This is a genomic window from Kordia algicida OT-1 (assembly GCF_000154725.1).
GTDB lineage: Bacteria > Bacteroidota > Bacteroidia > Flavobacteriales > Flavobacteriaceae > Kordia > Kordia algicida.
In genome coordinates this window covers 2,683,505-2,697,585 of sequence record NZ_DS544873.1, presented here as the reverse complement: position 1 = coordinate 2,697,585, position 14,081 = coordinate 2,683,505, and the positions used below count along the sequence as shown (strand labels likewise).

Here is a 14,081-nt window from a genome sequence, read left to right as displayed (position 1 = left end):
ACAGTACATTTGTAATCTTAAGTACATTTAACAATAGTACATCGCATATGAAACAGTTTTTAAAGTCACACAAAATTTCACTATTCGGAGGATTAATTGCTGCAAGTTTTACAGGAATTGGTGTTTTTCTATTAGGAAATATTTCTGGTTATCAAGCAAAACAATTACTTGAGAGTTCACTATCAGGACTCAACATGCTTTGCAACACCATTGTGTTGGCTTCAGCAACGATTCTAGCACTTTTACTAACTTTATTAAGTATAAGTTCTGGATCTAAAAATACCTTGAAAAAGAAGCATTACAAGCAAGTATTGACCATTGCGCGATTTGATGTTATTCTTTTCATTTCTGCACTTATGCTATTTCAGTTCTTTAACATGCCGATTATCGAGTCGGATGAAGTGCCAACAAGCTGGTTTAGTATTATATATTGGTTGAATATCATCTTTTCATCAATCATTAGCGGAATGATGATTACTGTAATTTTGATGCTTTATAGAGCAGTAACAAACATTATTGCAATTGTAGGTCTTGATGAAGACCGAAACATGTTATATACAGAAGATGACGAGGAAAAAATGGAGGAGAGTAAGGAAGATATCGAAAATTCATAGCTAACACACACCAGAAAAATGAAAAATAAATAAGCACTTTTCTCAAATTTACTTCTATAAAGCTATATTATTAACGAATACTTTTGTTTTTAACTAACAACCGTTTATTTTTACCATTAGATTGGAATGCCTCGAAACATGACCAAGACAAGAAATTTATTTGTATGCTTTCTAAAAAAACAAAATACGGACTCAAGGCATTAACTTATATTGCTAGAAAAGGAGATGAGGCACCTGTGCTAATTTCTGAAATAGCGACGGAGGAAAAAATCTCTAAAAAGTTTCTAGAAGCAATTCTATTACAGTTAAAAAATAATGGTCTCTTAGGTTCCAAAAAAGGAAAAGGAGGCGGTTATTATTTGATAAAAACACCAGATGAAATCAAAATCGCTTCGCTCATTCGTATCTTAGAAGGTCCCATAGCAATGTTGCCTTGTGTAAGCTTAAATTTCTACGAAAAATGCGACGACTGTCCAGACGAAACTAAATGCGGATTACACCAATTAATGTTAGAAGTACGCGATAACATGTTGGCAGTTTTAGATAATAAAACGCTGGAAGACCTTACCAGTTCGTAAATCTCAATTAATTTGAGTTGGATATAAGAACTATCGTAAGAAATAGTTCTTTTCCGCAGTATAGCAGGAATTTTTCGTTAAAAATTTCTGAAACCTTGGAAGAAATTTAGAAAAATTCATGCGATTTTAGTTTTTCCCTAAAAAGAAAAACTAAAAATACCTCTGGAAATCAAAGATTCATGAGTTCCATAATTGGAAATAGAAATCATACGAACTAAAAGTTCCCTTTCTTTTGTTGATGCCTGTGCTGAACTTGATTCAGTATTCTTTGGGTAAGCAAAGAAAACGAAAATAAAACGCTGAAAATGAACTAAGAAATGGAAGTGTTTTTTAAATAATCACAAATATAAATTGAAATTAGTTATATAGCATTCACGTTAATTATCTTATCAACTTTCGTAATACATAATCAATAATTGATATCTTTGCATCTTAAATTTTTTAGGAGTAATGAACATTCAAGACGTATTAACGAAAAAAGTCAAAGAAGCATTTGAAACCTTGTACAACGCTACATTAAATACTGTAGAGTTTCAAGCAACAAGGAAAGATTTTGAAGGTGATATCACGGTTGTGGTATTCCCAATGCTGCGCGTTAAAAAGATGAATCCTGCACAACTCGGACAAGAGTTAGGTCAGTATTTAGTAGAAAATGTAGCTGCGGTAAATCGTTTCAACGTGGTAAAAGGATTTTTAAATCTCGTGATTGATGATTCATATTACCTGAATTTCTTCGCGGAAGCAAACAAAAATGATGCATTCGGACATGAAACTTCAAAAGCTGGAGACAAAGCAGTGATGGTTGAATATTCTTCGCCAAACACAAACAAGCCGTTGCATTTAGGACACATTCGTAACAACTTATTAGGTTACAGTGTTGCGGAAATCATTAAAGCTTCTGGAAAAAAAGTATACAAAACGCAAATCATCAACGATCGTGGAATTCACATCTGTAAATCAATGTTGGCTTGGCAGCGTTTTGGAAACGGCGAAACACCACAATCTACAGGATTAAAAGGTGATAAACTTGTCGGAAACTACTATGTAGCATTTGACAAAGCTTACAAAGCAGAAATAGCGCAATTAATTGCAGAAGGAAAAACGGAAGATGATGCAAAAAAAGAAGCACCAATTTTACTAGAAGCACAAGAAATGTTGCGTAAATGGGAAGCTGGAGATGAAGAAATAGTAGCACTTTGGAAACAGATGAACCAATGGGTTTATGATGGTTTTGCAGAGACATACACAAACTTGGGTGTCGATTTTGACGCGTTATATTACGAAAGTGATACCTACCTTTTAGGAAAAGACTTTGTAAAAGAAGGTTTGGTAAGTGGTGTATTTTACATGAAAGATGATGGTTCGGTTTGGTGCGATTTGACAGAAGAAGGTTTGGATGAAAAAATCGTATTACGTTCAGACGGAACTGCCGTATATATGACGCAAGACATCGGAACAGCAATTCAGCGTGTAAAAGACTATCCAGACATTGGCGGAATGATTTACACAGTTGGAAATGAGCAAGACTATCACTTTAAAGTATTGTTTTTAATCTTGAAAAAACTCGGATTTGAGTGGTCAAAAAACTTACATCACTTATCATACGGAATGGTAGATTTACCAAGCGGAAAAATGAAAAGTCGTGAAGGAACTGTGGTTGATGCGGATGATTTAATGCAAGAAATGGTTGATACGGCAAAGCAAATTGCAAACGAAAAAGGGAAATTAGACGGTTATTCAGAAGAAGAAAAAAATAGCATTCATAACAAAATAGGATTGGGCGCATTAAAATATCAAATGCTGAAAGTTGACCCTAAAAAACGTATTCTATTTGATCCTGAAGATTCAATTGATTTCAATGGAGATTCGGGTCCTTTTATCCAAATGATGTACGTGAGAACGCGCGCTATCTTGAGAAAAGCAAATTTTGATTATTCGGAAGTAATCACAAACATTGAATTGCACGAAAAGGAAAAAGAACTTTTAAAAGTATTGGAAAATTATCCTACTGTCATTCAAACGGCAGCAAGCAATCAAAGTCCTGCATTAATCGCAAACTATGCGTTTGATCTTTCAAAAGAATTCAGTTCGTACTATCAAATGGTTTCCATATTAGGAGAAACAGATAAAGCAAAAAAAGTGTTCAGAGTCCAACTCTCTAAGAAAATTGGAGACACTATAAAACTCGCATTCGGATTGTTAGGAATTCAAGTTCCTGAAAGAATGTGACGCTGTCATCCTGAACTCATTCAGGATCTCAATAAAATTATCCTAAAATCGCTTAAGCAGACATTCAAATGTCAGTTTAAGCGATTTTTTTATAGAAGGATTCTTGTTACATTTCATATAAAATCAAATAGTGAACTCAGAAAAAACTTTGAATCATTGAATTTTTGAATCCTTAAATTGAGCGCAGCGAAAATCAATTCAAACTATAGCCTTTTTCAGCTAACTTTCTTAGTACATTTTTATACAATTCTCCGCTCCATTGCATAGAAATTTCTCCTTCTATCTCTGCCAGACCATCTTTGCTAGCAATCATTTTCTGACCAGTTTCTGAGTCGTAAAAATTTCCTATTTGTTCTCGTTGTTTGCTAGTAAGTTTTGAAGCATCTGCTAACATTTGTTTCGCTGCCGCAGATTCATAAAAAACGGTCATCTTTTTAATATCATTCAACGTAAAATACGCTTTGTAGGCGGAAACCAAAATCGCTTTTACATCTTCTACCTGTGCTTTCTTATCACTTTGAAGTTCTTTCCAAACGGTTTCTGGAATGTCATAACTCTTAAACTGCTTCTTCAACATATCAAACATCGCATCAATAGCGCCTTCGTATTGTTGTTGGGTTCCATTAATCGTTAAGTAATGCTTTACATTGTCAACATAAGGATCTGTTTGTGCAGTAGAAGTATACACACTCACAAAAAGAATCGCGGCAATCAATATTTTTTTCATATCTATAAAATAAAACTGGTAGGCTTTACAAGGATATCGCTTTTCAAAAAGTATTCCAAAAAAGTACGCATCTTCTTGTAATTGGTGGAAAGATGTTAAATTCTTACAAGTCATCCAAAAAATATTGTGATAATTTCAAAAAAATCGACAAAAAACGTTATTTTTTTGTTAATTTCCCGACAAAAAAAATTGCTAACTAATCAATGCTAACTATTTACTATGAAAAAAATTACCTTTATCTTATTGCTAGCCTTTATATTTCAGGCATCAGCACAAAATCCTCAAAGACCTACTCCAGAAAGTTGGAACATTCCTACAATTGAAAAAGTAACTCCAATTGAATTTGAAAGACCAAATTTAGCTCCATTACGAGCAGAAGATGCTATAAATGATGTAGATAAATCAATTCCATGGCGTTTTGGTTACGATCATTTTGTAGATTACGGACTAGACAATGCAGGAACATGGCACACCATGCCAAATGGCGATCGTATTTGGAGAATCAAATTCATTTCCCCAGGAGCTTTAACAATGAACTTAGTATTTGATCGTTACCGAATTCCCGTAGGAGGAAAAGTATATATATATAGTGGCGATCGTTCTCAAATCTTAAATGTATTTACTGACCAACACAACAGTCCAGAAGAAATTTTAGGAACTTGGATGGTTGATGGAGAAAGTATTTGGATTGAATATTTTGAACCAAAAAAAGTAAGAGGGCAAGGACGTTTAAATATTGGAAACGTAGTACACGGATACAGATCATTACAATATCCAGATGGGATGGTTGGTCCAGAAGCATTAAATGATTCAGGTCCTTGTAATGTTGATGTAAACTGTGATATTTCAGCGTTTAATTCAGATGCACATGATATCAAAGAAGCTACCAAAAGATCTGTCGGGATGATCGTTGTCGGAGGAAGTGGAAACTGTACAGGTGCATTGGTAAACAATACCAACAACGATGGAACACCTTATTTCTTAACAGCAAATCACTGTTTAGGTGGTTCGGTTGCTGGATGGGCTTTCCGTTTTAACTGGGCAAGTGACGAATCTGTGGCAGACTGTGCTACCAACGCGCCAAGTCAAAACAATGGTTTTATACAAACAGCAAGTGGAGGAATTTTAAGAGCTGCGAACTCACAATCAGATATGGCATTAATTGAAATTACTGATGCTACATTCTTCGCAAACAACAGTGCTGACTTAGTTTGGGCAGGATGGAATCGTTCTACTTCTGCAGTACCATCATTAAATGTTGGTGTACATCATCCAAGTGGAGATATTCAAAAAGTATGTGTAGACTTACAAGGAGCTACAAGACAAACAACGAATTTTAATGGAAATCCTAATACAGAAGTTTGGCGAATTGCCGATTGGGATTTAGGAGTAACTGAGCCAGGTTCTTCAGGTTCACCATTATTTGACCAAGATGGATTAATCATCGGAAAACTTTCTGGAGGTTCTGCAGCATGCGCCGGAACAAATGATAACGGAGGTTTTGATATTTATGGACGTTTTGGAGTTTCATGGGATTTCGGAACAACCAATGCTACACAATTAAAATTCTGGTTAGATCCAGCAGGAACAAATCCTGTAACATTAACGCAATTTCCACCAACACAAACTTTTGATTTTGATGCAGCAATTTCTGTATTAAATGTTCCAACAAACTTATGTGACGCAACAATTACACCAACATTACGCCTTAGAAATGCTGGAAATACAACATTAACAAGCGCAACAATTACATATCAGTTAGATTCTGACACGCCAACAGTTATTAACTGGACAGGAAGTTTAGCAACTGATGCTACGGAAGACATTCCTTTATCAGCAATTCCTGTAACAGGTGAAGGCGCACATTCATTTACAGCTTCTGTATCTAACCCGAGTGGAAACCCAGATCAGTCGCCAACAAATGATACGAATGTCAAAAACTTCTCTATTCCTCAAGGATTTGAAGTAACAACCATTCGGGTAATCATTACTCCAGACCGTTACGGAGCTGAAACAACTTGGACATTAGAAGACTCTAACGGAACTGTTGTGGGAAGTGGTGGACCATATACTACTGTTGGTACAGATGGTACACAACCAGATGAAATTCAAGATGTAACAATCACAACGCTTGACGAATGTTATACATTTACATTAAATGACTCATACGGTGATGGAATTTGTTGTTTATATGGAAACGGAACATATCGTTTGGAAGATGGAGAAGGAAATATATTAATTAATGGTGATGGATCTTTTGCTTCTAGTACTTCAAACTTATTTAAAGTAACAGAACCATTAAGCGTTGGAGAAAATGCTTTAGCGAGCAGCTTACGTATATATCCAAACCCTTCTTCTTCAGACTTTACCGTTGCTATTAGCAACTTCTCAAATATAACGTATGAAATAAGCAATGTTACTGGGCAAAGAATGCAAGCAGGAACTTTTGCTAATGGAAACAATACGCTTTCTATGCGCAATGAAGCTGCAGGTTTATACTTCATCAGAATTACAGATGTAGAAACAAATACAACTGTTACAAGAAAAATTATAAGATACTAGAAACTTAAACTTTAAATACAATACAACATCCGTTTTTCTCCAGAAAAGCGGATGTTTTGTTTTAAGTCGATTTTCTTAGTGAATAACTTTCGAGGAAATCTGAAAGCATTTTTTTTAGACTTCATCAAAATCGCTTACTTTTAACCAAATTTTTGGAACCAATGAGTAGTAAAGACAATTTTAAAGCACATATTGATGAAGGATATGTAACCAAAGGCGATTATATTACAATGGGCGCAGCGATGTATGAAGGAGAAACGGTAACCGATGCCTATGTGAAAATTCCATTAAAGACTTTAAACAGACATGGTTTAATTGCTGGTGCTACAGGAACGGGAAAAACGAAAACATTACAAATACTTGCAGAAAATCTTTCTGACAAAGGAATTCCTGTGTTGTTGATGGACCTCAAAGGTGATTTAAGTGGAATTGCACAACCAAGTGCTGGACATCCAAAAATTGACGAACGTCACGCAAAAATTGGCTTTCCTTTTGAAGCGAATAACTTTCCAGTAGAAATTCTTTCCTTATCAGATCAAGATGGTGTGCGTTTGCGTGCTACCGTTTCTGAATTTGGTCCAGTATTGCTTTCGCGAATTTTAGATTTGACCGAAACTCAATCAGGAATTGTTGCCGTTGTTTTTAAATACTGTGACGACAACAAAATGCCATTACTTGATTTAAAAGACTTTAAAAAAGTATTGCAATATGCTACAGGCGAAGGAAAAGGTGAATTTAAAGAAATGTACGGACGAATTTCTTCTGCTTCCACAGGAGCAATTTTGCGTAAAATTGTAGAATTAGAACAACAAGGAGCCGATTTATTTTTTGGCGAAACATCTTTTGATGTAGAAGATTTAACTCGAATTGACAAAGATGGTCGTGGTTTCATCAACATCATCCGCTTGACAGACATCCAAGACAAACCCAAACTATTTTCAACATTTATGTTGAGTCTTCTTGCAGAAATTTACGAAACGTTTCCAGAACAAGGTGACAGCGGACAACCAGAATTAGTATTATTTATTGACGAAGCACACTTAATCTTTAAAGAAGCTTCCAAAGCGTTACTAAATCAAATAGAAAGCATTGTAAAACTAATTCGTTCCAAAGGAATTGGCTTGTACTTCGTAACGCAAAATCCAACCGATGTACCTGACGCAGTTTTAAGTCAATTAGGTTTAAAAATACAACATGCCTTGCGTGCTTTTACGGCAAAAGATCGAAAAGCGATTAAGCTTACCGCAGAAAATTATCCTGATTCTGAATATTACGATACTGCTGAGGTTTTAACGTCTCTCGGAATTGGTGAAGCATTGGTTTCTGCTTTAGATGAAAAAGGGCGACCAACGCCACTTGCTGCGACAATGTTGCGCGCACCAATGAGTCGTATGGACGTATTAACGTCTTCTGAATTGAAAGAAGTGATTGACAATTCAAAATTAATCAAAAAATACAATGACGAAGTAGATCGTGAAAGTGCGTATGAAATGCTGAACGAAAAAATTAAAAAAGCGGAAGCATTGCATGAAAAAGAAGAAAAAGCCAAAGAAAAGGTAAAATCTTCCAGAAGTTCTGCCCGAAAAAGTACGCGACAAAATCCGATTATCAAAGCATTGACAAGCCCAACAGTGATAAGAAGTGTGTTGGGAATTCTAAAAAAATATCTCTAATATAAAATACTTAAACTGAAAATTACGTGAAAAAATCCTTATTCCTTGGACTTATAATCGCTTGTTTGGCAAGCTGTACTGAAAAAGAAAATCCGTTTTTGATTCAAAAAAATCAAGTTGGAAAACTTCACAAAGACATTACCGTAAAGCAATTAGATTCTGTCTTTGCTAATGATTCTCTTGTAAAACGCATAGGGGAAGGCGATTATGTACAAGCTGGCACAGATAAATATTTGATTTATGAAAAAGGCGGAAAACAATTATTTACGCTAACGCCAAGACAACAACACGACGAAAATGAAAAAATAAAAACGATTCAAATTCACGATCCGCGTTTTAAAACCGAAAAAGGTGTTTCTTTAAACAGTACTTTTAAAGATATTCGTGAAAATTATAAAATAAAATATATTCACAACACGCTTAACAACTTAGTGATTACGGCAGTTGGAGACGAATATTTTATGATTGATAAAAAAGAACTTCCAGAAGATTTACGTTATGATATGAAATTGAACATTGATGCGATTCAAATTCCTGATGCAGCAAAAATCAAGCAATTTATGATTAATTGGGAACACGAAGAAACGCCAAAAACAGAAGAAAAAGATGCACAATAAAAAATATCACGTTCAAAAGAAACCATTTGTCGTTCCAACCACAGATGGAAAACTAATTGAAGAACATTTTGGTAATGCTACTGATGGAAATTCAGACGTAAGTATTGCTCATATGATTGCGCCACCAAAATGGAGTGAACCGTTTCAAACTCCTGAATTTGATGAATTCACATACATCATTAAAGGGAAAAAACAATTTATCATTGATGATGAAACCATTATCCTAGAAGCTGGACAATCTATCAAAATAGAAAAAAATACGCGTGTACAATATTCCAATCCGTTTGATGAGGATTGCGAATATTTGGCAATTTGCTTACCAGCGTTTTCCATGGATTTGGTGAATAGAGAAGAAAAATAAATCGGTTTCAAATCGCCGTACATAACAGAAAGAGGTTGTCTAAAAAAAATGGAAACCGTCATTCTGAACTTGATTCAGTTTGGCATTTTTTTAACTTTTTAGACAACCTTTTTTCTATTGAATTAAATTACTTAAAGTGTTTTCGATATAAAAAAGTTAATTTGATCCTTTTCTTTTCCGTAGTATAGCAGGAATTTTTCGTTAAAAATTTTTGAAGCCTTGGAGAAAATTTAGAAAAATTCATGCGGTTTTAGTTTTTCCCTAAGAGAAAAACTAAAAATACCTCTGGAAAAGTTCCCTTTCTTTTGTTTCTTTTCTTTGGGTAAGCAAAGAAAACGAAAATAAAAAAATAGAAAACGTGGTTTTATGTAGAAGTTTTCTAAACTTACTAAGAATATAAATTGAATTAATTATATCGAACTGACGTTACTTAATAATCGTCACATATCGATACGTACTATTTTTGCCGATATAACCATAACCATTTGTTGTTCTAGCTCTTGCATAAATATTAAACGAATGTGCACACGTCGTCTGTGCATTAAAACTTCCTAAAATATGATGACTTCCATTCCAATTTCCTGGTGTTGTTGCCGCATTATACTTTTTGTACACAATACTTTGAGAATCGCCTTCGCCCCAACGAGCTCGCAAACTATAATCGAGTAAATTTCCTTCTTTATCAAAAGCTTCAAAATCAATATCTATTTTATCTGTAGGATTTTGAAGATTCACAATTCCACATGCGCCAACTTCAGCATTTTTATATTTTACAGAATTGATACTTACTTCTGGAACATTATTATCGATATACATCGTTAAAATTTGCTCTGGATTTGTGGCACCAACTTCCGTTCCTGCATTGTTATAAAATTTCACTTTAAACTGATGTATTCCTGTACTGAGCTTTGTAGAATTGAACTGAAACAGTAAATCATCAATTGAATAATCGACACCTGCACTTGGCATTTTATAAAAATTATTGCTATCTGCGGAAGCGGCTTCGAGTACATAATCAGAACCATTCCATTTGTAATTATACCAAGAAGTCACAAACTCAGAAAATCCGCCAGAAGCTCCTTTTCGGTGGAAAACTTTATACTTTTTTGCTCCTATTCCTGGCAACTGATCCATTTTTGTGCGGTTTCCAATCACGTTCAATCGTCCACCAAAAGCGGCATTTTGCGCATGAATAAAATAATTGGAAGCTGTTGTAGCGCGTCCTGATGCGTTAATTTTTGTTGTTGGAATCAATCCGACACTTCCCATAATTGGTCCTAAATCGCTACTTGAAATAGATGGTTTTCTGGAAAAATACAGCGTGTGTAACTTTGAGAAATCTCTAAAAAAGTTGGTTGGCGTATCGTAATTTAAATTTGGTGTTTTTGAATGTACTCTAAAACCAAATTTTGTGTATGAGCTAAACCACCACCATAATAAGTTGACTTTTAAATCGGTAAGTCTAAATCGGAATTTCCAGATTCTATGTGGCGTGTCAGAATTTGGGGAAGTTCCGAATGTACTTCTGCATTCTGATTTTTGTTCTTCGTTTAACAAACCTGTCCATCTTCCCGCTCCTTTGTAATATTGGCGTCCAATTTTATTAGGATTTCCAGGATAGGTTCCGTAATTCACATCATAATTTGGAGTAATGGCTTTGTTTCGGTTTCTATCAAACGTAAACCAAAAATAGTCGCCTGTAGGATCGTTGTGCGTATCTTTAATTACATCTAAAATAACATACAAATACTTTGCATCATTTTTAGCAAGCATAAATCCGCCATCAAAAGCCATTTTTTTGTCTTGCGCTCCTGCCCAAACGGCATCTTCTATCTGATCGTCTAACGTAATGGGCGTTCCTGCCCAAGTTGATTTAATTGTTCCCATGATTTTTTTCTAGTTTTTAGGTTATATTATTTCTTAGCGCAAAAATACTTTGGCGTAAAACCTTGTGTAAGAGTTTAAAAGCTGATTTTATATAGGAAAAAGACTGTTTTGGTTAGGGGAAGAAAATTGAATTTCCAAAAATTACAACGAATTCTAGTTTAACACTAACGAATTCTAAAAGCACTCCAAAAAAGCGCGAAGTTGCTACTACATTTGAAATGTAATTAAGAAACAAAGTCATCTTAATCACAACAAAAAAGATAAACATTTTAAAACAAACATCAAATGTGGTACGATTTAACAGCAACAAAAATGATTCAAAAATATTTGAATATCTATTCGCAAATCAAAATGCAGTTTGATGGCGAAGGAAAAATAAACACCGTAGCCTTATTTCAAGAAGGCAGATGGATTTCGAGTCCGGCATTGGCAAAACAAATGCGCTTACAACACATCACGCTGCCTATACGACAAGAAGCTTCTATGGTATTAAAAAGATAAATTAGGTTGGTTAGTTGGGAGAAAACAGTCCGAATCTTTTTGATGGCTGTCAAAAAGTACTATCAGAAATGTATTAAAGAGTGGGTTTTTAATTGCAATACAGATAGTAATTTCAATCCGAAAGCAGATGGAGATTATTCGGGCTGATTTTCAAAACTGATTAAACTTTTAAAAGATTAAAAGATTGTAAGATTAACGATTGAATTATTCAATCATTGAGTCTTTAAATCATTAAATAATTAACATAAAACATCACAACACTATGAAAACAAAAGCACTTAAAATGGCAACATTCATGGGACTTGTATTAGCATTTGTTTTTGCATGTTCCCCAAAAGAAAACACAGACAATTTAACCGCAATGAACGAAAGTGAAAAGGTAGCTTCGCAACAATCGGTTGTGTTTATTGCAGGATATGACAAAGGTTCTAGCACGTATTATAAAGACGCTAAAAATCATTTTCAAGAATTGGATTATACGATTGTAGACGATGCTTTTTCATTACAAGAAATCATTGCTTGGTTGAATAAAAATCATAACAATCAAGATTATAGCGAGATTCACATAGTAAATAAAGGAAACTCTAAAAAAGGACTTTCGTTAGAAACAACAATTCACGGTGATCTATTATCACAAGAATCACTACTCAATTGTTTAAAAGAAGACAAATTACCAAAACTTAAAAATGTATTGTCAGAAAATAGTAAATTGGTATTTCATACTTCTGAACTTGGAAAAAATCAGCAGTTGTTACAAATATTAAAGCAAACTTTTACGGCAAATCATCAGCCAAAAGTTTTTGCAACGCCACATGCAACGGTTTTTAACGGACAGTTTCAAAAGCATTTCTTAGCCAAAGTATTTTACGGATATTATCCAACAGCACAATCGCCAGGAAATGTTGATTTATCAAAACAATTCATTCGTAAATATCCTTTAGAAGATATTCATTGGTTAGACGCAATCAGAACAAAGGAAGAAGAAGAGCCTGGAGAAGCATTTTCGTATAAATTCAATATTCCTGTACGTTGGGAAATAGATTTTTCAGGCGATGAAGAAGCACCTTCATTGACAAGTCCGGAAGCGATTATGGACTGGGTTGACGACAACGATAAGTACGGCAAAATTATCAAAGACATGGGAATTCCTGTAGAACAATTTAGATGGAAAGCTTATAAATCTGGCGACAAACTCATCATCAAAGGAAAAACTACCGTAGTTTGTGTAATGAAACCAATGATGCAACGTAACAATCCGTTATCATATGTTCGTACAGAATTTGACAATCAACGGTATTATACACAGCTTTAACCTTATAACAATTGCTTATGCTATGTGAATTAATTTAAAAATTAGTTGATTCACATAGCTCGCTTTATTACTGAAATAAAAAACGTCAACTTCTATTGATTTTCTAGTCGAAGTGACGCTTTTAGATGCTTAAAAAAATCAAATACCAACACCAAATTTTAACCTATATTTGTTTTATGAAGACGTCTTATGTAAAAACACTATTCTTCTTATTTATATTTTGTGCTACAGTACTTCATGCACAAAGCATTGAATATCTCGCGTTAGATCAAGAATTTAAAATTGGGAACACCTATCCATTATTTGGAGATAATGTAAACCTGCGTGCAGCACCAAACACTTCTTCCAAAGAAATGACCCGTTTGCGTATTGGTTTTAATGTAACGATTCTTGCTAAAACGGATATTATATTTGAAAATGGCAATCATAAAATGCCTTGGTATAAAGTACAATATAACAACCTGAAAGGGTATATTCCAGGACAATTTATTGCAAGTAAATCGATCAAAAAAGAAGCTCAAAGTTTTTATTTTAGAAAGCATACTTCTAAGAAAAATAGGGAAGAACTTCTCATCAGAATGGTCACAGGAACAAGCTATCATGCCTATTCTGAAAGTAGTATGCAACTTTATGGCGCTAGTGTTGCTGCATTTATAGAAGATAATCACCAACTGTATAATGTTCAGCATATATTGAGAATTCAGCATTATGGAGATTCTTGCGGTGCTGAAAATGGCAATACTTATTTTTTTATCAATGATGTAAACGAATTGGTGTTTGTGGCACATCTTTCTGTTAGTGGAGATGCTTTGTATTCAGAATCGGAAACATTTACTTTTACTACAAATCCAGCTAATGAACAACCTTCTATTTTATTTACCAAAGAAGTAAGTGATACGGTAGACGAAGTGACAGGTTGGACAGAATCTAAAAGTATGTCTCGCTATTACGAATGGAATGGCACGAAATTAGTACCAGAATTTTCAAAAGAATTCTACAAACGAAAAACAGCAAACTAAC

The 14,081-nt window shown here is 34.4% G+C and carries 12 protein-coding genes; 10 read left to right on the top strand and 2 right to left on the bottom strand.

Annotation, left to right across the window (positions count from 1 at the left end):
• The first annotated feature begins 47 nt into the window (after positions 1-47).
• From KAOT1_RS11315 to argS, 3 genes are all read left to right on the top strand, one after another.
• Positions 48-614 (top strand): hypothetical protein, encoded by a 567-nt coding sequence (locus KAOT1_RS11315; protein WP_007094947.1) that lies wholly within the window; start codon positions 48-50, stop codon positions 612-614.
• Between the two features lie 164 nt (positions 615-778).
• Complete coding sequence (locus tag KAOT1_RS11310; protein WP_007094946.1) at positions 779-1,192, top strand: RrF2 family transcriptional regulator; 414 nt, start codon at positions 779-781, stop codon at positions 1,190-1,192.
• A 450-nt stretch (positions 1,193-1,642) separates the two neighbouring features.
• Positions 1,643-3,421, top strand: coding sequence for an arginine--tRNA ligase (gene argS, locus KAOT1_RS11305; protein ID WP_007094945.1), 1,779 nt, complete (start codon positions 1,643-1,645; stop codon positions 3,419-3,421).
• A 193-nt stretch (positions 3,422-3,614) separates the two neighbouring features.
• Here the strand turns inward: argS and KAOT1_RS11300 are convergent, their stop codons facing one another.
• The gene (locus KAOT1_RS11300) at positions 3,615-4,148 is read right to left on the bottom strand and encodes a DUF2059 domain-containing protein (RefSeq protein ID WP_040560030.1); all 534 of its coding nucleotides are present in this window, start codon (positions 4,146-4,148) and stop codon (positions 3,615-3,617) included.
• Positions 4,149-4,367: 219 nt separating this feature from the next.
• Between KAOT1_RS11300 and KAOT1_RS11295 the strand changes: the two genes are divergently transcribed.
• The 4 genes from KAOT1_RS11295 (at position 4,368) to KAOT1_RS11280 (ending at position 9,361) form a co-directional block, all read left to right on the top strand.
• Entirely contained in the window at positions 4,368-6,710 is a 2,343-nt protein-coding gene (locus tag KAOT1_RS11295) for a T9SS type A sorting domain-containing protein (RefSeq protein ID WP_007094943.1), read from the top strand.
• Between the two features lie 161 nt (positions 6,711-6,871).
• Positions 6,872-8,383 carry a helicase HerA-like domain-containing protein gene (locus KAOT1_RS11290; RefSeq protein WP_007094942.1) on the top strand — a complete coding sequence of 504 codons (1,512 nt, stop codon included), beginning with the start codon at positions 6,872-6,874 and terminating at the stop codon, positions 8,381-8,383.
• Between the two features lie 26 nt (positions 8,384-8,409).
• Complete coding sequence (locus KAOT1_RS11285; protein WP_007094941.1) at positions 8,410-9,000, top strand: hypothetical protein; 591 nt, start codon at positions 8,410-8,412, stop codon at positions 8,998-9,000.
• Positions 8,990-9,361 (top strand): cupin domain-containing protein, encoded by a 372-nt coding sequence (locus tag KAOT1_RS11280; RefSeq protein WP_007094940.1) that lies wholly within the window; start codon positions 8,990-8,992, stop codon positions 9,359-9,361. Before KAOT1_RS11285 ends, KAOT1_RS11280 begins: the two co-directional genes overlap by 11 nt.
• 426 nt (positions 9,362-9,787) lie before the next feature.
• Here KAOT1_RS11280 and KAOT1_RS11275 read toward each other — a convergent pair whose 3' ends face one another.
• Complete coding sequence (locus KAOT1_RS11275; RefSeq protein ID WP_007094939.1) at positions 9,788-11,248, bottom strand: hypothetical protein; 1,461 nt, start codon at positions 11,246-11,248, stop codon at positions 9,788-9,790.
• A gap of 285 nt (positions 11,249-11,533) precedes the next feature.
• Here KAOT1_RS11275 and KAOT1_RS11270 point away from each other — a divergent pair, with 285 nt between their 5' ends.
• The 3 genes from KAOT1_RS11270 to KAOT1_RS22000 all read left to right on the top strand — a co-directional run bounded on the left by KAOT1_RS11270 (position 11,534) and on the right by KAOT1_RS22000 (position 14,080).
• Positions 11,534-11,749: a hypothetical protein gene (locus tag KAOT1_RS11270; protein WP_007094938.1), complete on the top strand. Its 216-nt coding sequence runs from the start codon at positions 11,534-11,536 to the stop codon at positions 11,747-11,749.
• Positions 11,750-12,011: 262 nt separating this feature from the next.
• Positions 12,012-13,061: a hypothetical protein gene (locus KAOT1_RS11265; protein WP_007094937.1), complete on the top strand. Its 1,050-nt coding sequence runs from the start codon at positions 12,012-12,014 to the stop codon at positions 13,059-13,061.
• Positions 13,062-13,237: 176 nt separating this feature from the next.
• Complete coding sequence (locus KAOT1_RS22000; protein ID WP_007094936.1) at positions 13,238-14,080, top strand: SH3 domain-containing protein; 843 nt, start codon at positions 13,238-13,240, stop codon at positions 14,078-14,080.
• The last annotated feature ends 1 nt before the right edge of the window (position 14,081 follow it).